Below are 22,200 nucleotides of genomic sequence, written 5' to 3' on the forward strand. Positions count from 1 at the left end.
ATCATGGCCGGTTCGGCCGCGGCCGATACGCTTCGGGAAAACGTCCTCCGCCAGGCGGCGCTCGACGCCGGTCTCGTTCCAGCCGAAGAGACGCATGTGCCGGTGCCTCCTGACCTCGTCGCCGCCGGGAAACTGCTGTTCCAGACGAAGAAGCTCTCGCTCGAACGCGAGACCGCCTGTGCCTCATGCCATCTGGATCGGTTCGGTTCCGCCGATGGACTGCCCAATGCGATCGGCACGGAAGGTCGCGGTGAAGGCGTTGCCCGCCTTATGGGCGGCGGCGACATCATTCCCCGCAACGCGTTGCCGTTCTGGGGGCGTGGCAGCAAGGGCTTCGAGATATTCTTCTGGGACGGCCGCGTAGACGCGCGCGGAGAAGCCATGATCAGCCAGTTCGCGGGCGAAGAACCCTCGGATGATCCGCTGGTCGTCGCGGTTCATCTCCCACCAGTTGAATTGGGGGAGATGCTGCTCAACAGCGCCGGCAGCGAAACCCTTCAGAGTGAGACCGTCGCATCCGCGAACCAAATCTACGACCAACTCGCTCAGCGGCTGCGAGACGATCTCGAGATCGGGCCCGCGCTCGCCAAGGCGCATACTATCGACCCGAGCCAAATCCGGTTCATCGACGTCGCCGAAGCACTGGCCGGCTTCATACGTCACAATTTCCGGCTCAAGCCGACACGGTTTCACGAATTCGTCTTTGCCGAAAGAGACCTCTCAGAGGACGAGATCGAAGGCGGGCTGATCTTCTACGGCAGGGGCCGCTGCGCCACTTGCCACAACGGGGCTTATTTCACCGATTTTGCATTCCACACGATCCCCTTTCCGCAGGCTGGATTCGGCAAGAACGGGTTTGGCATCGACTATGGCCGCTACAATGTAACGCTCGACGTCGACGACCTTTATCGCTTCCGAACGCCGCCGCTTTTCAATGTGACCAAGACCGCACCCTACTCGCATTCTGGTTCGCTCTACGAACTATCGGAGGCGATCCGCGCACATGTGGACCCACTAGCAAGATCGGAGAACGTGCCAACGGACGCTCACCAGAGGGCTGACTTCTACCAAGTCTTGAAACAGTGGAGCCATACGCCCGTGGCAGGCTTAGCTTTGGACGATCGTGACATCGAACAGTTGGTGGTTTTTTTGGGTAGCTTGGAATTCGATAGCGACCAGCCCGTTGATGAGACCGAATAAACTCTCTGATGCAACGAATGGGGGCCGGTGGCGGAAAGACTGCTTTCGGCAGATTGTGTTGAAAAACTCTGTAGGCGTCACTCGGAGCGATTCAGTCTGGAATGGCTTTCTCCGCGCGGCGGAATCTAGGGCAGTTTGTGCTGTTTCATTTCTTCTGCGCGGCTCGAGTAGAAAGCTATTCTGTGCACTTCCGCTCCGCTCGCATCATTTCGCCGGTCATTCGACTTTTTCAACACAATCGGCAGGCGACGGCCTGAGCAGGCCTTCCGGTTCAGGCGCTTTTGCGATCAGTTGCAGGTGATCAAAGGGGGCTGGCTCAAGGCTATTTGCTACGAAATGATCGCGTTGATCCATGCCTCGGGAAGGCTCAATGGCTCCAGTTTCAAGAGGATTGCGCAGGTCACAAGTGTGAGAAGAGGGGAAACGGGATCGTGATCGACGCGAAAACCTTTCAGGATCAGTTTGCCGTCTTTAAGGACCGGATATTCCGCAAAAGCAAGCAGCCCTTTACCTCTTTTCGAGAGGGCCTGGCGGAGGAGTGGGAAGGCTACAAGCTCTCTCTACGGGAGGAGGCGCTGCGCCGGCTTGGGCCAGCAAATTGGCCGCAGACTTCAGTGGGAAGTGGACAGATTCTCAAATCAATTATCTCGGCCATTGAAATACCGAAGGAAGTAGGCGCGCCTCCCAATAACTTGGTTCGGTGGCCGAATGAGTACGGGCACCGTAATCGATCCCATTTCGCGTTACTGGATGCCTTGGACGATCCGACAGAAAGGCAGCGGATAGAGCAGTGGGCCATCGAATTTTATCGCGGCGAGCCAAACTACGGCTTGGCGTTTGAGGAGCTTCGCGCTTTTGCGGGCTCACGGTATGATCTGATCGCCTATCTTTTCTTCCTCCGCGATCCGGGCCGGTTTATGCCGATCGGATCGCAGACCTTTGACCGCGCTTTCGCTGCTCTCAAAATCGACCTGCGGACGGCGTGGCGGTGCTCTTGGGAGAACTATCAGGAGTATGTTGCCGCCCTGCAGGACATTCGCGCGGCACTGACCGACTTCGCGGGTCTACCCGAAGTCCGCCTGGTTGACGCGCACTCGTTTTGTTGGCTCCTCGTGCGGCCGGAGCTTGAACGCCCCGACATCCTGCTCGTAAACAGCGCAAAGGGCAAAGCTTCTAACGCGAAGATCTATGGCGGCGTGGACATCGCCATCCGCAGGATGATCGACTCGGTTGCGAATACGGTGAAACACGCAACAGGCCAGAGGGTAGAAATCACAAGAAAACTGAAGGAACTTGGCCTCACCTACGAGGAGTTGGACGCGCACTTGCGAAACCTTATGGACAAGCAAAAGGGCCGTTGCGCCTTGACCGGGATCAAGCTCGATCTCCGAAAAGATGGGTTCGACCGCAAGCTATGGCCCTCTCCGGATCGCATCGATAGCAATGGACATTATAATTCCCACAACCTCCAGGTCGTGTGCGCATTCGTGAACGGGTGGAAGGGAGCGATGCCCGATGAGGAGTTCAGGCGGCTTCTGGAGCTGGTGCGGCGGCCGACCGACGCGGAATGAGAGTCAGAGCCGAACCTCCACCCCTCGGGAGCGAGTAGCAGGCTTGGTCGATGCAGATCGTGTGTGCACAGACGTGCTGGGCTGAAATCGAACGGCGATCTCTCAATCTTTTGAGTGCCTGCGCAGTTCGTTGCGAGATAAATTGACAAAGCGTAATATGGAATTCCTAACAGTCTTTGGGGTAGGTGTATTGCATGCGGCGTAGGGAGTTGGTCGCGTGAAGTTGCCATGTGAAGTAGGGCGTGAGTTTTTGGGGATAACAGCGCTGAGCCTGATGGTCGCGGGCTCGTTGTTGGCGACACAACATGCTACGGCAGGAACAATCGCTCCGCCGACTGAGCTATCGCTACCGTATTCCACAGACGGTTCAGCGTACGTTCTACCCGTCGCATTGAACCCACCGTACCGATCAATGGTATGGCTGGTGGTTGCAAGTCGTAGCAACTACTCTGATGCGGTTTCGGTTGCCCAGAGCTTTTCCTACACAATGGGTCCAAGTGCTGTTATTCAATCCCAGAATGGGAATTTCGGAGTAGTCTTAGGCACCTTGTATGAGAACAAAGCAAAACCAAATCTGAAGACTCTCAAGCAACTTCGTCTCATCCCAGAGGACTCTTTCCTCTCGGCGGGATCAAATTTTACGCAGATCGTTTGGCATAGTTTTGGCTCGAGCCAATCAACCGACCTGATGACACAACCGGCTTTGCGGCAAACGGTTGTTCGAATGCAAACAGCGTTGTTTCGCTTGAAATTCTATAGCGGTGATACGGACGGACTGATCGGCCCTGGTACCGTGAAATCGTTCAACGCGTACATGGCTGCCTTCGGTCCCCCGAGCGGTGACTTCCTTAACGCTAGCACCTTAGCGGTGATGGAAAGCAATTCTCAGGATGGTTTTGGTAGCCAACGAGAACGGCAACTCGCGCGGTCGATGGGATTTGAAGATGCCGATAGCTTCAACGCGGCCAAACGCGCCGGGTTTGACAACGCTTCATCCTATCGCGAGGCCAAGAGCAAGGGCTTTGACACCCGACATGAATATGACGATGCACGCCGGGGAGGTTTCTACAGCCGCGAAGAATACCAGCGAGCACGTAGCGTCGGCTTTGCAACGGCTGACGACTATAATGCAGCACGAGCGGTAGGAATTGAAACGCGCGCTGAGTACGCAATTTACACCAGGTCTGGCTTTTCAAACGTGAGCGACTTTCGGGCCGCGCGAAGCATTGGCTTCACGGACAAGGTCACATTCGATACCGCTCGCACTGCTGGCTTTAAATCCCTCGACGAGTTCCAAAGTGGGAGGAATGCGGGCTTTACGTCAGCGCGTGACTACCGATTAGCAGTCAGCCTCGGTCTCGATAACCAGGCTGAACTGGCCGCATTCAAATCTTCTGGGTTTAATGACGTAAGGGTTTATCGCGCTGCTAAGGCAAAAGGGTTCACCGATAAGGTCGCTTACGAAAAGGCTCTTGTTCGGGAATTGAAGGACGCTCAGCAAAATGCCAAAGCGCTGCTGGCAGACGCTGACACATTCTTGCGTCTGAATCCCGCCGTTCCAAACTTGATCGAGATCGCTGAAAAAGCCGCTGCTCTCAACGCGACGCTTTCGTCGGGTACAACAGACGTTTTGACCCAGACGGCAGGAAGGCTGGAAGGTGTGTTAGCGGCAGTTCCCGGGTACAATGATTTTGCGGCGAAACGCGAGCAGGAGCGCGCTGCCGCGGCCGCAGCTCAGAAGGTACAGATAAAAAACGAACTTACGACAGTTCGTGATGCCCTCATGCGATGGGTCTCCGCAAATATTTCCTCGCCCAACTTGCCAGACATCGTTGGCGAACTACGGCTTCTGAGCGAGACAGTGAAGTCGAATGATCTTGAAGACCTGACAGACGCCGAAACAGCGATCAAAGCCCTGATTTCGCGACATCACCTCTCGAGCGACCTGAACGCACTAACCGATAAAGCTCCGTCGGACCAACAACAGGTTACAGCAGCTATTGAGAACGCCGCTGAAGTTTCTCCCTTTGCGATAACGCCATCAAATGAATTCCTCATGCGTGGTCCGCTCGATGAGGTAGTTGTGATCCAAAACGCGGGGCCAGATGCCCCAGCTTTGGTTCGAAATCTGGCGGGCGATTTTTCATTTACGAACGGGATCGCGACAATCTGCGCCCTTGGCTTTGAGGTGACACCCTCGATCTCTCGTGGCCTACGCGACGCCGTCAAACCGATGGGCGCAACAGAGACAAATCTGAGTGCCGCTGGCTGTCGTGCCGATAACATTCACAATGCTGACTTGCTTCTTTTTAACCGAAAGGCATTTCTTGAGTCAGGTACGGAATTCGCAGCTGCCGTGCTGGAAGCGCTAGAGACCAGAACGCTCAGACCATTTACTCTGATCGACTTTGACAAGCTCAATGCGCGGCGACAGGAGGAGGATAATCTTTCAGCGACAATCTCCTCCGACATTAAATCCGGTGCGCGGAAGGGCTACGGAGTTATCCAGTTCCCCTCAGCGAAGGGAGATTCGTGCGCCGTTTTGTCAGAGGAGCGTGCGGCTTATACAGACACGCTTAGTCAGGTCGCGGGTTTTGCTGGGTTCGAGGCTGATTGGACACGATTCAAGACGGTTACGCAGAACGAGGCGTACACTGATATCCAGCGCAATCGCTGTGCAATCCTCTTCGCGTCCACCGAAACGCTCAGTCAAATGATGACGGCGATGGAGCGTGACGACATATCGTTCAATGTCCTTCCGCTCTGGTTCGACGACAAGGTCATTGCTGACGCGATGGCCAAGCTGAACGCCGACCGCGACAAGGCATCGAAGGATGCAGAAACACGACGCCTAGCCAACCAGGCTGAAGCAGTCGCCGCGGAACGTCGTAGCAAGGAAGCTGCACAGCAGAAAGCGGTTCGCCAGGCGGCGATGCGCGAAACGAACAGCGCTGCGGCAACCGCCCTCATGAACCAATTCGACGGCGGCTTAAAGAAAGTGGTGCTGGGAACGAGCGTAGTGTCGCCTAATGGCGAGGATAATCGGTCGGTAGAAATATCGAAGATCTTTCCTGACTTCTCGCGCTGGCATGCTTCCATGACTGCAGAAAAATGGAGCCCGACATTGGTCTCTACCGCCATAAGCGACTATGGGACGGTGGATTGGAAGGGCCGAAAACTCGAAGCTATTGTCGTGGAGGCACGGGTTAAGACGACGAACCGGGAACGTGGCGAGTACAGGGAGGATTGTTTTCAATTGGGCGCCGTCGTCGACGCCGAGTTCGACATGATGCGCGACCCGATTGAGATCTCCTGTGGAGAAAATGACGCAGCGTTGGTCGCATGGAAAGCAGGTCACACGCTTACAAGTGGCTGGATTGCAAACTGAATTTTAGATGAAGACAGCCCTACCACTGAGCCTTTACTTTACCTGAAGCGGTTCACAGATCGGATGCGAGACCGAGCGGCGTCGTCACGACCTTGCCGAAATGTCCGAGAGCCTGGGAACGCGCCATCGACGTCGCCTGTTGAATATTGTTGCGGACCATCGACGTGGCAAATACCTTTGGTCCGGCCGCTAAAGAAACGCCCTGCCATCTGACCGAGCCAATCGGACAACGCGAACAACTACGTTGAATCCGACAACAATGGTTTCAAAGCGATACGCCCGCAACCGTGGCCCAAGGGGCATTCGATCTGCCGACAGGGCGCCTTATCGTTGATGCGATTGCCGTTGCAGATGTTGAGCTCGCTGCCGGCACAAAAGCGCCAAATTGCATGCTGGAGTTGACGGGGTGACACGGCGTTGGCACTCGGCGTCGAACAGCCGTGTCTCGCTGCGAGGTCCCGAACGATGAGTTCGCAGCCCTGGTTGCCGGCGCAGTGTTCGCCATATCGGTGTTCGGCGCTGTAAGCCCTTAGGATGCCGGTCCGATGCAGGTGATTGTGAACAAGGGAGTCGATTGCTACTATCGCGCTGCCGGCAGATCTCCAGCCTGGCCGACGGTTGCCAGCTGCCAGCAGGATCGTTGCCAGCATCATGCTCGCCAGCTTTCGCGATACACCGGTGATGCTGGTGAACAGGGCTAAGAGTGCCTCGCGCCCCGTCGTGACCGGGTCCGGTTCGAAGTCGGCAATGGCCAGAACCTGATCAATGAACTTGACCAGGTCACCACCACAGCGGTCACGAATAAGCAAATAGAGGGCAAAGGCTTGTTGGTTCAGGACACCCTTTCTGAGTGGCAGCGTGGGGACTGGACAAGAAGGGAGGGCGGCCATGTTGGCGCAAGTATGTGACGATTTGCGGTATCCACAGCCGGAGAAGTTGTGAAAGCTCTCCAGCTTCGGGCAGCCCTCACTCTCTGGACCGTCGAGCATTCTCTCGATGTCGGACCATTCGGCGTTGCCGTGTTTAGCGACATAGTTTTGTGCGACCGCGTCCGAAATGCCTTGATAGCTAAAACCGTCCATGAGCGACCGATAGAGGACCGCTGTGTCGTGATGCTCGATGGCCTCCGCGAGAAACGAGGGTCCTGACGCCGCTTCCGATTGTTCGCTGCCGCGCCGGTGGGTGAACGCGAGCAGGTTTGCGGCATGGGCTACGGCATCGTCGATGTTCACAATCATGGCTCACACTCAATTTTCGTGAACGATCCAGGCACGCGATGGCGGGCGTGAACACGACGATGAATCGTCATCATAGCCCTGCAATGCGCGCAACCTAAGGTAGTAAATCCAAGCGACCCAAGTGAGCTTGACGTGATTTTCGCTACTTGTGGTATTTCACCGTTTTTGCCACGAGTTGGTCCGGAGCGTCGGTGCGCTGGCGCTCGCGACGACCGTCTCAAGTTGGCTGAGTGCACGGCCAGGAGCTGTACCAGTGTATGCTCGATGTTCGTCCGGCGCGCGCTACGGTTAGATAGTAGGCAGCCGGGCCGCCAAATGTTCTCTCGTACTACGGCGCTACGATCTCGATATCCTCCGCCTCGCAGCATTGCTTCCAGGTGGCGTAGAGGTTGCTCGAGCGCTCGCGTTCGTCGCGGCCATCATCACCCGACCAGCTCACCGCTTCCTTCCAACTGTCGAACACGGCGCCGTCGAATATGTAGCCACCGCCTTCTCGCCAGCCGGCAGCCATAGCTGCTGCCCGGTAGGGATCCTTTGGCAGATCGTCGACAAGCTCATCCTTGCTTGCAGAACGGTTGGGTTGTTCGTCCTCTTCTATCGGCATCGGGATGGTCCTTTCTGGCAAGTGATTCTGTTGATGAGTACACACGCCGGAACACGCAAATTGCAGTCGGGCTGCGATGTTCGTCATCGTCGAAGACGGTCTGGCGTACTTACCGGCTGCAATCTTGCTCTGATCATCAGAGCGCGCCATGAAGAGGGGAGTAGGGCTACGGCTCGCCGTCCCCGTTGAGCGCGACGCGCCATAACCCGCCGAGCTGCAGAATATATTGAGGCGGCGACTTGCTAGGCTCATAGGCCATTCGCACATTGGCCAGCCGAATGCGCCGGTGAGTGCTGCTGTCGAACAGCGACATGTTCGATGCACCGATTTTGTTGACCACACTCCAGTGGTTCAGCTTGCCGGAGAAGCAGGCGATCACCGGCGTGCCATTGGCCGTCGCATGTTTGATGGCGCGGATCGCCTCCCGGCTTTTTGGTTTTGAACCGGGAGGAAACAGCCGAGCGATGGTGACGGCGATCTCGTGTTCGTCGCGCATATGGTCGACAGCGGTTCGAACGAGTTTGGCGAACGGTTTTGTGCCGATGCCCGAGGCGACCGCGCCCAGTGTTCGCTGATCGTCGTCGAGCGAGCATAGGAGGCTGTAGAAGAGTTCCTCCCAATCCGGTCGTCGAAAAAGTCCTTCGGCCTCGCCAAGCGCCAATCGGATCGAATTGATGATCGCGTAGACGCCACAAAGGCCGTCGAGATCGCCCTGCTTCAGGGGTTGTGGTTTATGGCGCGCCATCGGCAAGCCTCCGCCGTGCAACGCAACAGCGAGAGCCGGCCATTGCGCCGCCGCCGGGGATTGTGGTCAGCGCAGCCGCCATGGCCGAGCTCAATACTCGTCAGCGCGCATGACGGTCAGCACCCGGGATGTGACGCTTGGGTCAGTCGGGTCCGGCGAAGCATAGCGGCGCCGCTTGTCGTAATAGTCAATCTTCCAGATGATCCGGATATCTTCGACCGTCATGACGGCGCAGTCATGCTCGCCATGAGGGTCATTATCCTCTGTAAAGTCCTTGAACTCGGCCACTGCGGTGAGGATGCGGCTCATCAACGTCGGGCCTAAACCGGAGATGCCCGGCGTTATCACCACAATGCCGCCCTGGTGATAGGAGCGTAGCGCATCGTTTAGTTCCCGTAGCTTGGCGGCGTTGGCATCAAGTAGCTCATTGATTTCGGCGACCGTCTTTTCGTCCCACGGCTCATTGTCTTTTGGCATGATGGAGTCTCCATGCAGGGTTTCGTGCGGAGTCAGATGCTGTCGAACTAGGAGTGTTCACGATTTGTTCTAAAGCAGCCGGACAAGCCGCCGCTGCGCATCGGTATCGCCGTCGATGTAGGCCTGTGTTGTCTTCAGCGATTGATGACCGGCAAGCTGCTGAACGTCGCGAAGCGAACCGCCAGCCCTATACACCAACCGAGCGGCATTGGTGATGAAGGTCCGTCGGCCGGAGTGAGACGAGCAGCCAGCCAGGTCGCAAAGTGCGTACATGCGGGCGAACCAGTTGACGATGGTTCTTGCCGTCATCGACCGACCACGCTCCGAGACCACAATCGGGCCGTCTTGTCCCTCGGTCGCGGCCAGCCGTGCCAAGGCAACCTTCAACTCTCGATGAACCGGCACACGGCGGCCGCTGCCCTTCTTCGCCGCCCAATCCGGCAGTTCAATCACGTGATTGATCTGGCGCTTTGGCGTGAGCACCATGCCCCACTCCAGCGATGCGATTTCGCAGGCGCGCAAACCAGCGCGAACGCTCAGCAGCACGATGACGGTGTTTCGCTCGGGGTGCCGTGCACGGCCGGCGGCTTTGAGTAGTGTTCGCAGCTCGCCAGGCCGCAATATCTTGGCGGGTCGTCGTCTCATTGGATGGTTCCTGAAGGGTGATGGCTGGAATCAAAACGAGCGCCAAAGGGCGCCCGAGTTGGCACGTGGCTCAAAGCCAGCGTGAAGTCACTATAGCATTAACCAGCTCAAAATTCAAGCACAGGTTGTATATCCCCCATGAACGAACACGTCCTTTGTTCAATGCGCGACCAGCAGTTCGAATCCCACTCCCTCCGCCAGTCATCCGCCTATCATGTTGAATTACTTGCATATTCTATTCCTGCGATTGACTGACGGACAACTCGGTGGCCAAGGAGATTTGGAATGCCGGAGTGGTTTGGTCCTTCCAAAGATGTCGTACTCTTGGTTCTCGCGGTATGGGGCGCGGCACTGTCCACATTCAATTGGTGGAGCGCTCGATCAAAGGAATCGAGGCGAATCAAGGTGTGGCTCACGACCAAAATACCGACCTACACGTCAGGTGAGATGGGACATCCGTTCGTTTGCGTCGAAGCCGTAAACGTGGGCCACCGCCCAGTTAAGATTGACTATCTCGCGGTCGAATTGCCCGATGGTCGCACGCTTTTGCCCATGTTCCACAACGAGCTGCCTGGGATGCCTAACACCAAGTTGCCCGTCACGCTCGGGGATGGAGAATCCGCGATATTGGCTTTTCCCTATTCTGAAGTTGGTCATGGCTTGAGGCAAATCGGGGTGGAACGTACCCGTATCAGACCCCTTGCAACGGACACCGCCGGCAACAAACATCGCGGCAAAAGTTGGAAAGTCACCGCATCGGAGATGATCGAAGCAAGGAAATAGCGGGACACGCTTCCGCGAGATCGCTTCAGCCGATCAGGATGTCAGCCTCTTTTGCTGCCTCGGCGAATGCCTTCTGAGCCTTGGCCAGCGTGACTCGATCCTGCGTCCGCTCCATTGCCTTCAACACAGCTTCGCGCGCTGCACGCTGCTTCGCGCCGCCCTTCGTCGGCCACTTGTGCAGAAGGATGTCGGCCGCCTGGAGGTTGTTGCTAACATGGTGGACGGTGACGCTTTTGCCGAGCATTACCTTGACCGGTTCATCCCACCATCCGCTTTCGGGTGCCATCAGATTTCCTCGTCCTCGGGAATGGGCTCCAGCCCCAGCCATTCCGGCGAGCGGCCTTTCTGGAGCAACGCGAGGTCGATCGGCCGCACCTCGTAAAATTCACCCTCGACGCGCACTCGCGCCGACTTCACTTCGCCATCGGCAATCCTTTGGGAGATGATGCGCACCCTCTCGCGCTCTTTGAGAGCGGCAACAGCGGCACGCTGCGAAGGTGTTCTGAGATTGGAGGGTGAGTCGTTGGCGGCCGGTGGATTGCCGGTGCTGAAACTCTTGTGCCTTCTCCTTTGGCCCACATACGCAACACTCACTCGACTCAGGCGAGTCAATGCGCGAGCCGGGGAGTCGTTGCAGCCGAATGGAGATTGTCATGGTTACAACATTTCCTGTTGCGACTCGCACATTCTGTCGGTATTTGCACGCGCTATAATTCGCAGCGAACCATACGGGATTGGCTATGCAGCGGGCGGAAGTGAATGTGTCGGGGAAGGTTGCGGAGGTGAAGGTTTCTCGCCTCGGCACCGGCCTATGGGCAGTATCCGGTGATTTCGCCGATCGCGAGATTGTCGTGGTGGATCGCAGTCCCGATGCGGCGCTGGACCGCTGGCGGGCGACGGCCGCTGATGATTGGCGCGCTGCCGCCTGAAGGTCTAACCCCGCTCCTGGAGATCAGGCAGCGGACTGTCCTGTGCCATACGGCGTTCAGAAAGTGACCTCCACAGGTCGGCCTCGGCTGTCCGCCCTTGCTGGAAGACGTGGATGACCTCAGCAGCCAGCTCCTCCCTCTGATCGATGTCGTTCTGAGCTAAGCGACGCTCGTCACACAACCGGTCGAATACCTTCTGGATGATCTCGAGTTCGGCGGGATTAAACGCGCCAAAACGTCTGGTGAAGGGCATACGCCATCCTCCCATGGTCGGGGCGAAAGCGTGATAGACTCTTCCAAGCGTCCGTGAGCCTCGGTTGGGTGCGGACGACTTTTGGACCGTATTCCTGTTTCGAGCCGTTGGCTATTCACAAAGACATGCCGGCCGATGCGCCTAGCCTTCCGCCTTGAAGTTTTCGGCCAGCCGCCTGACCTTCTTCACGTCGCCCCCATGCTTCTGGAGCAACTCTTTTGCCTGCTGGGGCGAAAGGTCCGTGGTCTCGGCTAGGTGAAGGGCCTTTGCCTCGTCGTCTTTTGGAGCGATGCTCCGTTTTTCTGCCGGTTCCATTTCCATTGCAGTTCTCCTTAGGTGTGGTGAACGCCAGCGCGCCTGAGTCGTTGCGTGCCGCGCGCCTGAGCTTCAACAGGCCGGAAATCGCAAAACCCGGCTGCCTCTCGGAAGCCGGGCTGAAACGATGGACAATTTGTCCGCCGCTTAATGCAGCACGGGCCTTTCCTCCTCGCCGTCCACCGGCGCCCGATCGGCGTCGTGCATAGCCGCCAGCAGCAGTTTGTTGTTCTGGTCGAGGATGATGTTGGCCTGCTTCACACCGCGCCTGTCGCCAAGCAGGAAGCCGAACGCGAAGGCCAGGGCGAGGCCGGCGGCAATTGCCAGATAGGTCATACCTCTGCCCGCCCTCTCCGCTCGGCTTGGAGTTGGATTTCGACGGCCTCCACCGCCACCGTCACGCCTACGGCAAAGTCCGCCCCGAATTGCAGCAAGCCCACGATGTCCTGTGTCACCCGTTTGCGAATTGGATCATTCCAGCTTTCGGCGCCTTCCAGCGCCAAGGCGCATACCGTCATGATCGACGACAGGTGACCCACCTGCGCAACAGGGTCTTTGTCCGATCGGGGGAGGCCGCTCATGGCGCCCGCTCCTTTCCGAAAGGCTTTTCGGCTTCGCCCGCCAAGACAAGCACGTCCTGGAGGCGGTTACCGATGCCGTTGATGGTTTCGACAATGGCAGTCTGGTTAGCGCCTTGCGGTATCGCCGCATCGCACTGGCACGCCAGCCAGACGACTTGCAGTTCGTCGCGGATTTGGTGAAGCATGTCGATGCACTACGCGGGGATCGGTGTCGTGGCGGAGGTCATGATTGCACCGCCTTTCCGCGAAGGCGCTTGAGGTCGTGCGAGAGGTGCCAGCCGAATGCCAGCATGTTGCCGCTTTCCGCGCCCCGCCACTCGGGACCGGAGAACAGCCGCACGACGCGCGGCAAGGTCAGGAAGAAATCGACCTTGGCCTGAATGCCGTCCATCGTCATCGCCGGGCGGCGCATTATCGCTTCCGACAAGTCGAAGATGGCATCGTTGGCAACGGCGACGCGAGCCTGCGCTTCGTCCGCGCCAGACACTTTGCGAAGCCGTGCCGTCTCGGCTTCATACTCAAGCGCCCGCGCAAGCCCGCGTTCATTCTGGGCGATTTGGTCAATGCGCAGGGCGACGTTCTTGGCGAGAGTTTTCGCCGTCCTTCCGTACGGCTTTACCTTGCGCCATGACGCCAGACGGCCCGCGAAATGCGAACTTGGATAGAGATGGAAGCAGGTGGTTCCGCCCTGTGCGAGGAATCTCTTTTTCCAGTACCGCTTGTCGAGCCCTTCCTTCCCGCGCATGACGCAGTTGCCGGCCAGATCACGTTCCGGGTTAGGGTTCGTGGCATAGCTGTTGTGGGCGTTGGCGGTCCAGAAAAGCTCTTGCGGCGCCAGAGGCCAAACGTGCCGCCATTCGTCGGCGATCCAGTCTAGATCGGCTTTCGCCTTGGCGAGGTCCGCCTTTGCGGCCTGATAGTCGGTGAGCAAGGCGAATAACTTTGTGTCGTCGCCCGTCGAGATCGGCATGACGGAAGCGGCGACCGCAGGCGTCGCGACGGCCAGCGCGAGCGCGGGCGTGCTTGTGAGCATTGCGCGGCGGGTCAGCATGACACACCTCCGCCGACCATGATTTCATGCAGGGCGGCATGGTCGCCGATGCCCAGTTCGGCGGGGTCGAACTCCAGATCGCCGCCGTCCTCCAGGTCAGCGTCGCTGTCAATCTCGTCGAGCAACGCGATTAGGTTTTCGATGGTGGTTGCGATCCTCAACCGCATGGTCGGCGTCACGGCGAGGAAGGTTGTATGTTGGGCTGTGGGCAAAGCTCCGCCCGCAGCCGGAACATGGGTGTTCGGCATTGCAGCATTCCTTGTTCGGGTTTCGTAACAGTGATACGATAATCGCGAATAAGGCTGCGCGTCAAACGAATTCGTAACAGGGTTATGAAATGCAATCTGTCCAGTGCAAAATGGCACGAGTGGCACTGGGGCTGGGCGTTCGTGAACTGGCTGCTCTCGCCTCCGTTTCACCAGATACGATTGCGCGGCTCGAACGGGGGGAGCCATTGAAGGAAAGCACTGTTGCCGCCATCCGCACCGCCCTGGAGGCGGCCGGCGTTGAATTCATCCCGGAGAACGGTGGCGGCGCTGGGGTCAGGCTGCGGAAGCTCTGACATCGTCCCGAATTCGCGCTTGCACAAAGATCGCCCACCCTTCAACATCGCGCATGGTTCGGCCAGGTTTATCCAACGACATAGCGAGCGAGATTGTTGCTTCGCTCCAAGCCTTGGAACGGGTGCGCGCTCGCGTGGTCGAGCGCAAATACCAAATGATCGACGACGATCCGGAAGCAATTGTTCGGTTGCAAGGTCAGCTTCTGGCGATCGACCGAGCTATTGATAAATTGGAAACTCCATCACATAGAAATAGCTCGCGCCAATAATGCGTCACAATTTCGAGTGTTGCCGGCGCTAAGGCTGCGGAAGTAAGCATTTCCTCGTCGCGGTTTTGCGTCGCGTCTGCGCCGAGCTTGCTGTAATGTTTGGTATGACCGAACGGCACGTAACCACAAAGGCGCAGATGGAAGCATGGGAGCGCCGGATGGAAAAGCTCCGTGCTGGCATCAAGCGGGGTCGAGAAGAGATATCAGAGGACGAGCGTATTGCCCTTCAACGAGAAGCGGCCGAACTTCGGCTCATTGCTGATACCTTTTTTGATGAAGTCAAAGCCTTCGAGACAAGTAAGAGGCGTTAGAGCGCGTCCCAAGGATTGCGTTGTACGCGGCTGGGGTCTTCCGCCGAGCCTGAAAGGCCTTCTGCCGACACAAAGATGAGCAATAGCGCCGGGTCATCCTTTGCGCGGCTACCACATTGCCGCACACGGCGCAGCTTATCTCCGACCGCTCGGCCCTCTGACGCGCTGCCCGACGCTGGTTCCGGCGCTTCGCGGCCTTCTTACGCGTGATTGCCTGGCAAGCTTCAGAGCAATGCCGCGCCCAGGGATGGCCAGCAAAAGCAGTATTGCACGCCATGCAGCGGAGCATTCTTCCCTCAACCACGACTCTCGTCAGCTTGCCTTTTTTTGCGCTTGTGCTTCTTGATCGAGCGTAGGGCTGCCTCGAAAACGCTGTCAACTTCTTCGTCGATGTCGTCTTCCGTCATGCCTGCGGTCTCAGCGTCCAAAAGCAAGCGATCAGCGAGTTCGCTGGCAAGAACGCTATCCGGTTCGGCACCGATTGGGATATGCACGGATAGCCAGTCATTCAGAAATCTTCGTCCTCGCTTGGTCATGAATTCCTCCGCAGATCGCCACAACGAACGGTTGCCCGAAACGGTTCAAAGCCCCTGACCGGTGCTGAAGCGTGAGGCAAATCGGAACCATGTGCCGATCGGGACATTGACGAGCTACTTCCCTCGCTCGGCATCGGATCACATTAATGGAAAAGACAATCCCCACGGACAAGGCGCGCCAAGGCCGAAGGGGCGTTAAAGTGCTGGCCGTGCTGGTCGCAAGCCTGTTGCTCGCATTCGTCGTATGGGCAGCGGTGGGTATATGGGGCGAGACGATAGACGGCTCAACGGCTGACAATCCGGGCGGGGTAACCGCGCCGGCACCCAAAAACACCCCCACCAGCGGTTAAACTGCATCTTCCAGCACGGCCCTTGCCTTCGCTTGGTGCCACCCGATATATGCTCGCTCGGAGAACAAGACGGGAACAATGGCACTAGGCGGAAAGAGAGATGGTGCAGGACGGCCTCCTGGCAGGGCAATAACCGAGGATGACCGCCAAAACATTCTTCGGAGATACGTCGCTGGCGAGCCCGTTACTAAAATTGCGAAGCGGTTTGGCGTCGCGACATCCTATCCGACGATCTTAGCTAAGCGCCGGGGTATAACCCGTCGCCAAACGGATGACTTCTCAACCGTCCTCGATGCAGAGCCAGAAGTGTTCAGTCCCTCCGAAGCATCGAAAGAAGCGGAGATCAAAAAGCTTGCCGGGCGTGGCATCAGTGCCGCAACGATCGCCACGATGCTTCGAATTCCCTATCGTGAAGTTGCCAAGATGCTGGGAGTTTATTGATGGAACCTCCCATCTCTCCGCATTTTCCTCAGGCATTTCGTAGAGACTGCGCATGCCACGCTACTATTTCGATGTGTTCGATGGGCAGGCGCTTTCTCGCGACAACGTAGGTATCGAACGCGACCACGAGAATAATGCTGGAGAGCAGGCCGTCGCTGCACTCCGGGAAATGGCCCACGAGGAACTGATCGACGGAATAGAGCGCGACTTCTGGGTTAAGGTGCGCGACGACGAGGGAACCTACATCTTTGCCGCCGATCTAAAATTCAAGGCGGGCTGGCTGAAGCGCTAGCCCTTATCCCACTTCATGGGGGCCGCGATCCGGATGAGTTCGGTCCGATCTCTGACGCCGTTCTTATACGCGACGATCAGCGCCTGGGCGACCTCCTCGGCCTCTTCGCTGTTTTGCAAATGCAAGAAGCCCGCTGGCCAGGGGTGCGGGGGGCTTGAGTTGGCCAGCGGGCTGCGTTGCCTGAGGCGGAACGAATTACAAAACCGCCCTCAAATATTCAATCAGGATAGTAAAGGAACCGTTAGGCCACTGATCGCCAAGGTGGCATCAAGGTCTCGCTTTCCGAAGCATGTCTCCCGACTCGATATATGCCATTTCCAGAAGGTGCGACAAAACCCGAAGCGCTCTGCATCCGAGATTTCTCTCATCTCGCGTAGCAAACCATGTAGGTAGCGAAGTTTTTCGGTTTTTGACCTCTGATCCGGCGCCATGACCTTCCTCCGAGCGGCCCACCCAAAGGTTTATCAGAGGCTCCATACGTCAGAAGGCGTACTTTGGATCAACCTCCGCGTAAGCGGTCGTTGCGAAAAAGAGAAGCCCGCCGCGTCTAAGGCTAACGCGACGGGCTCATTCGTGGGGTGAGCCACGGGTCGCGATATTACCTGTTGCGGAGGGGCTCGCGACCGGTAGCGCAACAGACAAGCATCCTGAAGGTTCCGAGCCTAACGAAAATTGGCTCAGCACTCCTCGGCAAAGAAGCCGTAGCGCTGGCAATCCTCATCAACGAAGGTGGCCTTTGGCGTCGTGACGGCCATGCCTATGAATGAGGCGACTGCCAGCGCTCCGAACAGCAGCGGAACGCGGCCTCTATCGGCCGCGAGCCAGGTTGCCAGGACGAAGCCGATGCCTGCGAACGACAGAAGGATGCTCATCCCTTACTCCGGGATATCGAGAGCCTCACCAGTCCCCTGTTCTACCCGGTTGAAAAGAGAACGTAAATAGAACAGATTCTGCCCCGGCAGGAACTTGCGGGCGGCAGTGAGGTCGGTTTTCTTGAAGTCCCCAGCGAACGCGGCGCCGCTCACCTGGAAGATATCAGCCACGGCTTCCGGCGTCGGGCCGAGGAATGCGCCGGTGACGTTGCGGCTGGCATAGCGGGAGACAGGCTCGCCGGTGAAGAAGGACAGTCCTACAGTGCCACGCGTCAGCTTCTCCGTCATGTTGTTGGCTTCCATCAGCCAGCCGGCGAGGCCGGAGCGATCGAACGCCTCCACCGCCCAAACGGACGGCTTCTCCGAAGGCTCCCGGCCGGCGTTCCACTCCTTCAGGGCGTAGGTGAGAGCGCCAAGCCCCATCATCAGGATGGTGCCGTTCAGCGTGGCCGCGTCGCGCTGCTGTAGCCCTGCCAGCGCAGTGCGCTGCATCGAGGCAACGGCAAACGTCTTGAACTGCGAGACCATCTTCCCCAGTTCCGTCGACATCCATAGCGGCCTGTCCTGGCCGGGCGTGACAATGATCCTGTCGACATCGCGCACCACGGAACCCCGGAGGGTCTCCTGCGCCCCGATGTCCTCCCAGAGGCCCGCCCTTGCCAGCAGGACGCCATCCTGCTCGTCGCCGTGCTTGGCAAAGGAATTCGAGATGCGGATCGCCATTTCCTCGTCGATGTTGGCAGCGGCGAGCCGGCGAATGGTTTTCGCATCGGCCTGGCCGTGCGCAACCTTCCTCGCGTCGCGCAACAGGTTGGTCATGGTGATGAGGCCGGCGAACTGCTTCAGCGTCGCATTCCAGGGCGCCATCAACGACACCACGCCGAACCGCTGTGTCATCGACTTAATGCCGCGCTCGAATGCCGAGTGCTGGCCGAACTCGTTGGTGATGTCGCCGAGGGCCATCACCCGGCTATCCAGCACCATGTCCAGCGCCGTGCCCGCCGCCTTGACCTCCGCAGCCGCCAGCTTGACGCGCCCGGCATTGCGGATCAGTGGCAGGAAGCCATCGCGAAACGTGCTGGTCAGGCCGTGGGTGAACACCACCTTGCCCATGTCCGGGATGGCAGAGACCGTCATGCCGCCGAGAACACGCGGCGGCTGGAATTGCATGTGCGGGTGAACGGTCATGCGGCGGCGCGCCCCGGTTGGAGGGTCATGTCGACGGCGGCGAAGGGCAGCAGCATTTCCAGTGCAGCCAGGTCGGCAGGGTTGAGTGTCCCGCTGGCGATCGCCGGGATGCTCTCCCGCATCACCGGGTGGATTGCCACGATGGCGCCGGCCGGCATCGGCGTCACCGCCGGCGGCGACAGTTGCGCCAGCAGGTAGATGGGATCGCCGGAAGCCGATTGCCGCACGCCGAGCAGGATCTTGCAGACGCCGATAAAGCCGTTCTCGTCCATGCTGTTGACGAAGCAGGCATAGGGGCCGTTCTGGTCGGCTTTCAGCCCCACGGCCACGACATCGAGCGGCTGGGGCGCCCGGGTCAGGTCGATCTCCAGCATCGTACCGTTGGGCACCGCCTCGCCGAGGCAGCCGCCACAGAACTGGAGGGTGTATGTATCCGTTGCGGCCGCAGCCTGAGTTTGCGTCATGAAGGTCTCCTTATGCGAATGGACTGAGGCCGAAGATGACCGCGCGGCTGGGGTCGTATTCGGTGCGGCTGGGATCGTACATTTTCGACATGCCGCTTGTGAGCGCGCTGGCGCCATCGATGTAGCCGGCAATCTTCGCCTGTCTGCCGGAGAACCTGGAAATCGCGGCCTGGTCGCGCATGTTGTTCCGTCGAAGCTGAGAGCCGTATTGAATGGCCTGGATGTCCAAAGCCGCCTGACCGGCGTTCGTCGTCAGCACTTCGGTCGGAGAACCAGCCAGCGCGAGGCCGGATGCACCAACCTGTGCCCGCGCGTTTGCCGACAGCAGCCCTTGCTTGCGGGTTTCCTGCATCATTTCGAAGTCACTGGCCCGTGCATCGGCGAGAGCCGCCTGCTCCTGCGCCTGGGCTTGTTGGTACGGCAGGCCTCACCGACCCCGATGACGTTCCCGAAACACCCAGGCAACCTGTCAGCCAGTCGGGTGACCTATGGTTGCTTGGAAAGCACCGGCTGATCTGCGGCGACAGCACCAGGGCAGGGGATGTCGAGCGGGTGCTTGCTGGGGTAAAGCCGCATCTGCTTGTGTCCGATCCGCCCTATGGCGTTTCCTACGATCCGGCATGGCGCAGCCAACTGCCTCACCACGCAAATGTCGATCTTGCCCGCGGCACGGTACTGAACGACGACCGGGCTGACTGGCGCGAAGCCTGGGCGCTGTTTCCCGGAGATGTCATCTACGTCTGGCACGGTGCCCTGCATGCAGCCACTGTGGCCGAGAGCCTGGAGGTTTGTGGCTTTTCCATCCGCTCGCAGATCGTCTGGGATAAAACCCGGCTGGTGATCGGCCGCGGCGACTACCACTGGCAACATGAACCGGCCTGGTACGCGGTCAGGAAAGGCAAGAAAGGACACTGGTCGGGCGACCGCAAACAGACGACGGTCTGGCAGATCCCGCACAGAAAATCCGAAACCGGTCATGGCACGCAGAAGCCGGTCGAATGCATGAAGCGGCCGATCGAGAACAATTCCTCGCCCGGCCAGGCAGTCTACGAACCCTTCTGCGGCTCCGGCACCACCATCATCGCTGCCGAGATGACAGGCCGTGTCTGCCATGCCATCGAACTCAACCCGGCCTATGTCGATGTGACCGTCACCCGTTGGCAGGATTTTACCGGCGAGGCCGCGATATTGGAGGCAACCGGTCAGAGCTTTGAGGAGGTGCAGGCGGAGTGCCTTGGCAGCAGGCTTGGTCAGGAGCCGAACTCATGACTGCTGCTCCTGTCGCACCAGCTCAGTCGCGAACCGGCTCACTGATGGAGGCGCTCGCCAACGTTATCGCCGGCTACATCGTTGCCATCATAGTGCAGCGGCTTGCTTATCCGCTGTTCGGCATCGAAACGACAATGGCCACCGACAGCTTGATCGCGGCCATCTTCACCGCGGCTTCGCTGGCTCGCTTCTATGTGCTGCGACGCTTCTTCCAGCATCTCGCTGATGCCGACAAGCAGCACGATCTGCAGTGCAGCGAGCGCCTGAGGCAGCGTCTTGTCCGGAGGCCATGATGCGTGGACGCAAGCCAAAACCGCAGCTCTACCTCATCGACGGCGATGACGATCCCGGCTCGAAATCCAGGCGCAAACCAAAGCCGCCAACCTGTCCTGCACATCTCAGCCCAACAGCCAAGACGGAATGGAAGAGGCTTGCCGCGAGCCTGCATCTGCGCGGCATCATCGGCGACAACGATCGCGCGGTGCTTGCGGCCTACTGCCAGGCGTATGGCCGGTGGGTCGAAGCCGAGCGGAAACTGGCGGAGACGCCGCTGCTGATCAAGCTGCCCTCCGGCTACATCCAGCAGTCGCCTTGGCTGGCGATCGCCACCAAGCAACTGGAGATCATGCACAAATACGCCGCCGAACTCGGCCTATCGCCGGTCTCGCGCAGCCGTGTCACCAAACTGCGCTCGCACGAGCAGAAGCCTTGGGAGTTCGGTAGTCGGCCAGCGGATGCGTATTTGAAGCCGAGGTATTGAAGAGGGCTTTCACTGAACCGGAAGAGGGAACCACCGGCGGCCGCAAAACTCGCCACGAGCGATGGGAGTCAAACTCGAACACGCCCTGCAAGAAGGCATCCTTGGTCGACTTGGGCATTTGCCTCGCTCGCAACTCCCAAGCAGTCCACTGGCAGCGTTCAGTTCCGTCGCGCCGTAGATGATCTCGCCAGATCTAATCGGGCCGCCTTTCTGGTTTTTCGACCACGTTCAGCCAACGCCTCAACAATCGACCATGGAGGAATTCCGATCTTTCGGGCGACTAATTCGGCCAGGCTGCGCCAATCTCTCTCAGCAAGCCGACTAACCATTCGATTCCCGGATCCCGCATTGCGACTTGCGGTGTGACGATATTCAGGGTGAAGCGGCCAAACGGGATTGGTGCATCGACACCAACAACGCCAAACCTCGCCGCGTGCATTTCAACGAAGCGTCGCGGCAGAGCCGAAATCAGATCGCTTCCAGACAGCACGGCAAGAGCGAACATGAAGTTCGGAACCGTCAAAGCCACTTGGCGGGATAGCCCTTGTTCCGACAGGATATTGTCGACGAAGCCGTGTGGATCGCCGGTTTGCGAAACCACCAGGTGCTGCATGGCGCAGTAGTTGGACAGGCTGGGATCAGTCGCGAAGGGGTGCCCGGCGCGAGCAGCCACGACGAAATCTTCCTGGTAGAGCGGGCGGCGAGCGAAGCGGGCCGGAAATTCATCATTGGGAACGATCGCCACGTCCATCACGCGCGTCTCAAGATCGGCCAACGCATCCTTCCAGGCAAGAATTGGCGATGTCTCGTCTTGCCGGGGCAGCAACTGCCGAATGCCGATGGCGATGCCTGCTGCTGTGCGCGACAATCTTTCCATCAGCGGCGGCAGGAAGACGGCCGAGACACCGTCTGGCGATCCGATGGTGAAGCGCCGTGTCGAGGTCGCGGGATCGAACGGCTGCGCGGTGGCGACGACACGTCTGACACGTGACAGGATATCCGCAACCGCATCTCCAAGTTCTTCCGCGCGCTGGGTCGGGACGACACCCTTCGGGGTCTTCAGAAAAAGCGGGTCTGCCAGCAGCAGGCGCAGGCGGCCGAGACCA

At 58.7% G+C, this 22,200-nt stretch carries 33 protein-coding genes; 13 read left to right on the plus strand and 20 right to left on the minus strand.

Going from position 1 to position 22,200, the window contains the following annotated elements:
- Positions 1-3 precede the first annotated feature (3 nt).
- From ACH196_RS27580 to ACH196_RS27590, 3 genes are all read left to right on the plus strand, one after another.
- Entirely contained in the window at positions 4-1,200 is a 1,197-nt protein-coding gene (locus ACH196_RS27580; protein ID WP_396650046.1) for a His-Xaa-Ser system-associated MauG-like protein, read from the plus strand.
- Between the two features lie 431 nt (positions 1,201-1,631).
- On the plus strand, positions 1,632-2,771 hold the full coding sequence (locus ACH196_RS27585) for a hypothetical protein (RefSeq protein WP_396650047.1): 1,140 nt from the start codon (positions 1,632-1,634) through the stop codon (positions 2,769-2,771).
- Between the two features lie 547 nt (positions 2,772-3,318).
- Entirely contained in the window at positions 3,319-6,159 is a 2,841-nt protein-coding gene (locus ACH196_RS27590; protein WP_396650048.1) for a hypothetical protein, read from the plus strand.
- A 239-nt stretch (positions 6,160-6,398) separates the two neighbouring features.
- Here the strand turns inward: ACH196_RS27590 and ACH196_RS27595 are convergent, their stop codons facing one another.
- From ACH196_RS27595 to ACH196_RS27615, 5 genes are all read right to left on the minus strand, one after another.
- Positions 6,399-7,397 carry a hypothetical protein gene (locus ACH196_RS27595; protein WP_396650049.1) on the minus strand — a complete coding sequence of 333 codons (999 nt, stop codon included), beginning with the start codon at positions 7,395-7,397 and terminating at the stop codon, positions 6,399-6,401.
- A gap of 328 nt (positions 7,398-7,725) precedes the next feature.
- The gene (locus ACH196_RS27600) at positions 7,726-8,001 is read right to left on the minus strand and encodes a hypothetical protein (RefSeq protein WP_396650050.1); all 276 of its coding nucleotides are present in this window, start codon (positions 7,999-8,001) and stop codon (positions 7,726-7,728) included.
- A gap of 166 nt (positions 8,002-8,167) precedes the next feature.
- A complete protein-coding gene (locus ACH196_RS27605; protein ID WP_396650051.1) occupies positions 8,168-8,746 on the minus strand; it encodes a hypothetical protein in 579 nt (192 codons plus the stop codon).
- A 90-nt stretch (positions 8,747-8,836) separates the two neighbouring features.
- Positions 8,837-9,223 (minus strand): DUF3768 domain-containing protein, encoded by a 387-nt coding sequence (locus ACH196_RS27610; protein WP_396650052.1) that lies wholly within the window; start codon positions 9,221-9,223, stop codon positions 8,837-8,839.
- 69 nt (positions 9,224-9,292) lie between these two features.
- Positions 9,293-9,868, minus strand: a complete 576-nt coding sequence (locus ACH196_RS27615) for a tyrosine-type recombinase/integrase (protein WP_396650053.1) — start codon at positions 9,866-9,868, stop codon at positions 9,293-9,295.
- 285 nt (positions 9,869-10,153) lie between these two features.
- Between ACH196_RS27615 and ACH196_RS27620 the strand changes: the two genes are divergently transcribed.
- Entirely contained in the window at positions 10,154-10,651 is a 498-nt protein-coding gene (locus ACH196_RS27620; RefSeq protein WP_396650054.1) for a hypothetical protein, read from the plus strand.
- Between the two features lie 25 nt (positions 10,652-10,676).
- On the opposite strand, the gene ACH196_RS27625 is transcribed toward ACH196_RS27620, so the two are convergent.
- Positions 10,677-10,937, minus strand: a complete 261-nt coding sequence (locus tag ACH196_RS27625; protein ID WP_396650055.1) for a DUF982 domain-containing protein — start codon at positions 10,935-10,937, stop codon at positions 10,677-10,679.
- Positions 10,937-11,104, minus strand: a complete 168-nt coding sequence (locus ACH196_RS27630) for a hypothetical protein (RefSeq protein ID WP_396650056.1) — start codon at positions 11,102-11,104, stop codon at positions 10,937-10,939. Before ACH196_RS27630 ends, ACH196_RS27625 begins: the two co-directional genes overlap by 1 nt.
- A gap of 287 nt (positions 11,105-11,391) precedes the next feature.
- Here ACH196_RS27630 and ACH196_RS27635 point away from each other — a divergent pair, with 287 nt between their 5' ends.
- A complete protein-coding gene (locus tag ACH196_RS27635) occupies positions 11,392-11,580 on the plus strand; it encodes a hypothetical protein (protein ID WP_396650057.1) in 189 nt (62 codons plus the stop codon).
- Between the two features lie 4 nt (positions 11,581-11,584).
- Here the strand turns inward: ACH196_RS27635 and ACH196_RS27640 are convergent, their stop codons facing one another.
- From ACH196_RS27640 to ACH196_RS27670, 7 genes are all read right to left on the minus strand, one after another.
- On the minus strand, positions 11,585-11,833 hold the full coding sequence (locus ACH196_RS27640; protein WP_396650058.1) for an RNA-binding protein: 249 nt from the start codon (positions 11,831-11,833) through the stop codon (positions 11,585-11,587).
- A gap of 141 nt (positions 11,834-11,974) precedes the next feature.
- Positions 11,975-12,154 carry a hypothetical protein gene (locus ACH196_RS27645; RefSeq protein WP_396650059.1) on the minus strand — a complete coding sequence of 60 codons (180 nt, stop codon included), beginning with the start codon at positions 12,152-12,154 and terminating at the stop codon, positions 11,975-11,977.
- 141 nt (positions 12,155-12,295) lie between these two features.
- On the minus strand, positions 12,296-12,484 hold the full coding sequence (locus ACH196_RS27650; protein ID WP_396650060.1) for a hypothetical protein: 189 nt from the start codon (positions 12,482-12,484) through the stop codon (positions 12,296-12,298).
- Positions 12,481-12,729 (minus strand): hypothetical protein, encoded by a 249-nt coding sequence (locus ACH196_RS27655; RefSeq protein WP_396650061.1) that lies wholly within the window; start codon positions 12,727-12,729, stop codon positions 12,481-12,483. Before ACH196_RS27655 ends, ACH196_RS27650 begins: the two co-directional genes overlap by 4 nt.
- Entirely contained in the window at positions 12,726-12,914 is a 189-nt protein-coding gene (locus ACH196_RS27660) for a hypothetical protein (protein ID WP_396650062.1), read from the minus strand. Before ACH196_RS27660 ends, ACH196_RS27655 begins: the two co-directional genes overlap by 4 nt.
- Before the next feature lie 38 nt (positions 12,915-12,952).
- Positions 12,953-13,780 carry a hypothetical protein gene (locus ACH196_RS27665; RefSeq protein ID WP_396650063.1) on the minus strand — a complete coding sequence of 276 codons (828 nt, stop codon included), beginning with the start codon at positions 13,778-13,780 and terminating at the stop codon, positions 12,953-12,955.
- Positions 13,774-14,028 carry a hypothetical protein gene (locus ACH196_RS27670; protein WP_396650064.1) on the minus strand — a complete coding sequence of 85 codons (255 nt, stop codon included), beginning with the start codon at positions 14,026-14,028 and terminating at the stop codon, positions 13,774-13,776. Before ACH196_RS27670 ends, ACH196_RS27665 begins: the two co-directional genes overlap by 7 nt.
- An 89-nt stretch (positions 14,029-14,117) precedes the next feature.
- On the opposite strand from ACH196_RS27670, the gene ACH196_RS27675 reads away from it, so the two are divergent.
- Together ACH196_RS27675 and ACH196_RS27680 are read left to right on the plus strand one after the other, a co-directional pair.
- Positions 14,118-14,342, plus strand: a complete 225-nt coding sequence (locus ACH196_RS27675; protein ID WP_396650065.1) for a helix-turn-helix domain-containing protein — start codon at positions 14,118-14,120, stop codon at positions 14,340-14,342.
- A 364-nt stretch (positions 14,343-14,706) separates the two neighbouring features.
- On the plus strand, positions 14,707-14,922 hold the full coding sequence (locus tag ACH196_RS27680) for a hypothetical protein (RefSeq protein ID WP_396650066.1): 216 nt from the start codon (positions 14,707-14,709) through the stop codon (positions 14,920-14,922).
- A gap of 296 nt (positions 14,923-15,218) precedes the next feature.
- On the opposite strand, the gene ACH196_RS27685 is transcribed toward ACH196_RS27680, so the two are convergent.
- Complete coding sequence (locus ACH196_RS27685; RefSeq protein ID WP_396650067.1) at positions 15,219-15,458, minus strand: hypothetical protein; 240 nt, start codon at positions 15,456-15,458, stop codon at positions 15,219-15,221.
- A 146-nt stretch (positions 15,459-15,604) separates the two neighbouring features.
- Here ACH196_RS27685 and ACH196_RS27690 point away from each other — a divergent pair, with 146 nt between their 5' ends.
- The 3 genes from ACH196_RS27690 to ACH196_RS27700 all read left to right on the plus strand — a co-directional run bounded on the left by ACH196_RS27690 (position 15,605) and on the right by ACH196_RS27700 (position 16,541).
- Positions 15,605-15,808 carry a hypothetical protein gene (locus ACH196_RS27690; RefSeq protein ID WP_396650068.1) on the plus strand — a complete coding sequence of 68 codons (204 nt, stop codon included), beginning with the start codon at positions 15,605-15,607 and terminating at the stop codon, positions 15,806-15,808.
- 78 nt (positions 15,809-15,886) lie between these two features.
- Positions 15,887-16,249: a hypothetical protein gene (locus tag ACH196_RS27695; protein ID WP_396650069.1), complete on the plus strand. Its 363-nt coding sequence runs from the start codon at positions 15,887-15,889 to the stop codon at positions 16,247-16,249.
- A gap of 52 nt (positions 16,250-16,301) precedes the next feature.
- Positions 16,302-16,541 (plus strand): DUF6894 family protein, encoded by a 240-nt coding sequence (locus tag ACH196_RS27700; protein WP_396650070.1) that lies wholly within the window; start codon positions 16,302-16,304, stop codon positions 16,539-16,541.
- Between the two features lie 677 nt (positions 16,542-17,218).
- On the opposite strand, the gene ACH196_RS27705 is transcribed toward ACH196_RS27700, so the two are convergent.
- From ACH196_RS27705 to ACH196_RS27720, 4 genes are all read right to left on the minus strand, one after another.
- On the minus strand, positions 17,219-17,413 hold the full coding sequence (locus ACH196_RS27705; protein WP_396650071.1) for a hypothetical protein: 195 nt from the start codon (positions 17,411-17,413) through the stop codon (positions 17,219-17,221).
- Positions 17,414-17,416: 3 nt separating this feature from the next.
- Positions 17,417-18,526 carry a hypothetical protein gene (locus tag ACH196_RS27710; protein ID WP_396650072.1) on the minus strand — a complete coding sequence of 370 codons (1,110 nt, stop codon included), beginning with the start codon at positions 18,524-18,526 and terminating at the stop codon, positions 17,417-17,419.
- A 71-nt stretch (positions 18,527-18,597) separates the two neighbouring features.
- Positions 18,598-19,065, minus strand: a complete 468-nt coding sequence (locus ACH196_RS27715; RefSeq protein ID WP_396650073.1) for a hypothetical protein — start codon at positions 19,063-19,065, stop codon at positions 18,598-18,600.
- 10 nt (positions 19,066-19,075) lie between these two features.
- Positions 19,076-19,420: a hypothetical protein gene (locus tag ACH196_RS27720; protein WP_396650074.1), complete on the minus strand. Its 345-nt coding sequence runs from the start codon at positions 19,418-19,420 to the stop codon at positions 19,076-19,078.
- Positions 19,421-19,557: 137 nt separating this feature from the next.
- Between ACH196_RS27720 and ACH196_RS27725 the strand changes: the two genes are divergently transcribed.
- Genes ACH196_RS27725 through ACH196_RS27735 form a run of 3 tightly spaced genes read left to right on the plus strand, consistent with a single transcriptional unit; the run spans position 19,558 to position 21,094 of the window.
- Complete coding sequence (locus ACH196_RS27725; RefSeq protein WP_396650075.1) at positions 19,558-20,334, plus strand: DNA-methyltransferase; 777 nt, start codon at positions 19,558-19,560, stop codon at positions 20,332-20,334.
- 44 nt (positions 20,335-20,378) lie between these two features.
- Positions 20,379-20,627: a hypothetical protein gene (locus ACH196_RS27730; protein ID WP_396650076.1), complete on the plus strand. Its 249-nt coding sequence runs from the start codon at positions 20,379-20,381 to the stop codon at positions 20,625-20,627.
- On the plus strand, positions 20,627-21,094 hold the full coding sequence (locus ACH196_RS27735; protein ID WP_396650077.1) for a phage terminase small subunit P27 family: 468 nt from the start codon (positions 20,627-20,629) through the stop codon (positions 21,092-21,094). Before ACH196_RS27730 ends, ACH196_RS27735 begins: the two co-directional genes overlap by 1 nt.
- Positions 21,095-21,374: 280 nt before the next feature.
- Here the strand turns inward: ACH196_RS27735 and ACH196_RS27740 are convergent.
- Positions 21,375-22,200 (minus strand): LysR substrate-binding domain-containing protein (locus tag ACH196_RS27740; RefSeq protein ID WP_396650078.1); only part of this gene is annotated, 826 nt, incomplete at its 5' end.

It is taken from the genome of Mesorhizobium sp. IMUNJ 23232 (assembly GCF_044326205.1).
GTDB lineage: Bacteria > Pseudomonadota > Alphaproteobacteria > Rhizobiales > Rhizobiaceae > Kumtagia.

Bases quoted from the DNA above. Each gene is read 5' to 3' on its own strand.
- ACH196_RS27730 (WP_396650076.1), top strand. From the start codon at position 20,379: ATGGAGGCGCTCGCCAACGTTATCGCCGGCTACATCGTTGCCATCATA.
- ACH196_RS27705 (WP_396650071.1), bottom strand. From the start codon at position 17,413: ATGAGCATCCTTCTGTCGTTCGCAGGCATCGGCTTCGTCCTGGCAACC.
- ACH196_RS27660 (WP_396650062.1), bottom strand. From the start codon at position 12,914: ATGCTTCACCAAATCCGCGACGAACTGCAAGTCGTCTGGCTGGCGTGC.
- ACH196_RS27685 (WP_396650067.1), bottom strand. From the start codon at position 15,458: ATGACCAAGCGAGGACGAAGATTTCTGAATGACTGGCTATCCGTGCAT.
- ACH196_RS27710 (WP_396650072.1), bottom strand. From the start codon at position 18,526: ATGGGCAAGGTGGTGTTCACCCACGGCCTGACCAGCACGTTTCGCGAT.
- ACH196_RS27625 (WP_396650055.1), bottom strand. From the start codon at position 10,937: ATGGCACCCGAAAGCGGATGGTGGGATGAACCGGTCAAGGTAATGCTC.
- ACH196_RS27620 (WP_396650054.1), top strand. From the start codon at position 10,154: ATGCCGGAGTGGTTTGGTCCTTCCAAAGATGTCGTACTCTTGGTTCTC.
- ACH196_RS27610 (WP_396650052.1), bottom strand. From the start codon at position 9,223: ATGCCAAAAGACAATGAGCCGTGGGACGAAAAGACGGTCGCCGAAATC.
- ACH196_RS27640 (WP_396650058.1), bottom strand. From the start codon at position 11,833: ATGCCCTTCACCAGACGTTTTGGCGCGTTTAATCCCGCCGAACTCGAG.
- ACH196_RS27735 (WP_396650077.1), top strand. From the start codon at position 20,627: ATGCGTGGACGCAAGCCAAAACCGCAGCTCTACCTCATCGACGGCGAT.
- ACH196_RS27695 (WP_396650069.1), top strand. From the start codon at position 15,887: ATGGCACTAGGCGGAAAGAGAGATGGTGCAGGACGGCCTCCTGGCAGG.
- ACH196_RS27595 (WP_396650049.1), bottom strand. From the start codon at position 7,397: ATGATTGTGAACATCGACGATGCCGTAGCCCATGCCGCAAACCTGCTC.
- ACH196_RS27600 (WP_396650050.1), bottom strand. From the start codon at position 8,001: ATGCCGATAGAAGAGGACGAACAACCCAACCGTTCTGCAAGCAAGGAT.
- ACH196_RS27720 (WP_396650074.1), bottom strand. From the start codon at position 19,420: ATGATGCAGGAAACCCGCAAGCAAGGGCTGCTGTCGGCAAACGCGCGG.
- ACH196_RS27665 (WP_396650063.1), bottom strand. From the start codon at position 13,780: ATGCTGACCCGCCGCGCAATGCTCACAAGCACGCCCGCGCTCGCGCTG.
- ACH196_RS27675 (WP_396650065.1), top strand. From the start codon at position 14,118: ATGCAATCTGTCCAGTGCAAAATGGCACGAGTGGCACTGGGGCTGGGC.
- ACH196_RS27670 (WP_396650064.1), bottom strand. From the start codon at position 14,028: ATGCCGAACACCCATGTTCCGGCTGCGGGCGGAGCTTTGCCCACAGCC.
- ACH196_RS27690 (WP_396650068.1), top strand. From the start codon at position 15,605: ATGGAAAAGACAATCCCCACGGACAAGGCGCGCCAAGGCCGAAGGGGC.
- ACH196_RS27605 (WP_396650051.1), bottom strand. From the start codon at position 8,746: ATGGCGCGCCATAAACCACAACCCCTGAAGCAGGGCGATCTCGACGGC.
- ACH196_RS27655 (WP_396650061.1), bottom strand. From the start codon at position 12,729: ATGAGCGGCCTCCCCCGATCGGACAAAGACCCTGTTGCGCAGGTGGGT.
- ACH196_RS27680 (WP_396650066.1), top strand. From the start codon at position 14,707: ATGTTTGGTATGACCGAACGGCACGTAACCACAAAGGCGCAGATGGAA.
- ACH196_RS27650 (WP_396650060.1), bottom strand. From the start codon at position 12,484: ATGACCTATCTGGCAATTGCCGCCGGCCTCGCCCTGGCCTTCGCGTTC.
- ACH196_RS27715 (WP_396650073.1), bottom strand. From the start codon at position 19,065: ATGACGCAAACTCAGGCTGCGGCCGCAACGGATACATACACCCTCCAG.
- ACH196_RS27635 (WP_396650057.1), top strand. From the start codon at position 11,392: ATGCAGCGGGCGGAAGTGAATGTGTCGGGGAAGGTTGCGGAGGTGAAG.
- ACH196_RS27580 (WP_396650046.1), top strand. From the start codon at position 4: ATGGCCGGTTCGGCCGCGGCCGATACGCTTCGGGAAAACGTCCTCCGC.
- ACH196_RS27700 (WP_396650070.1), top strand. From the start codon at position 16,302: ATGCCACGCTACTATTTCGATGTGTTCGATGGGCAGGCGCTTTCTCGC.
- ACH196_RS27645 (WP_396650059.1), bottom strand. From the start codon at position 12,154: ATGGAAATGGAACCGGCAGAAAAACGGAGCATCGCTCCAAAAGACGAC.
- ACH196_RS27615 (WP_396650053.1), bottom strand. From the start codon at position 9,868: ATGAGACGACGACCCGCCAAGATATTGCGGCCTGGCGAGCTGCGAACA.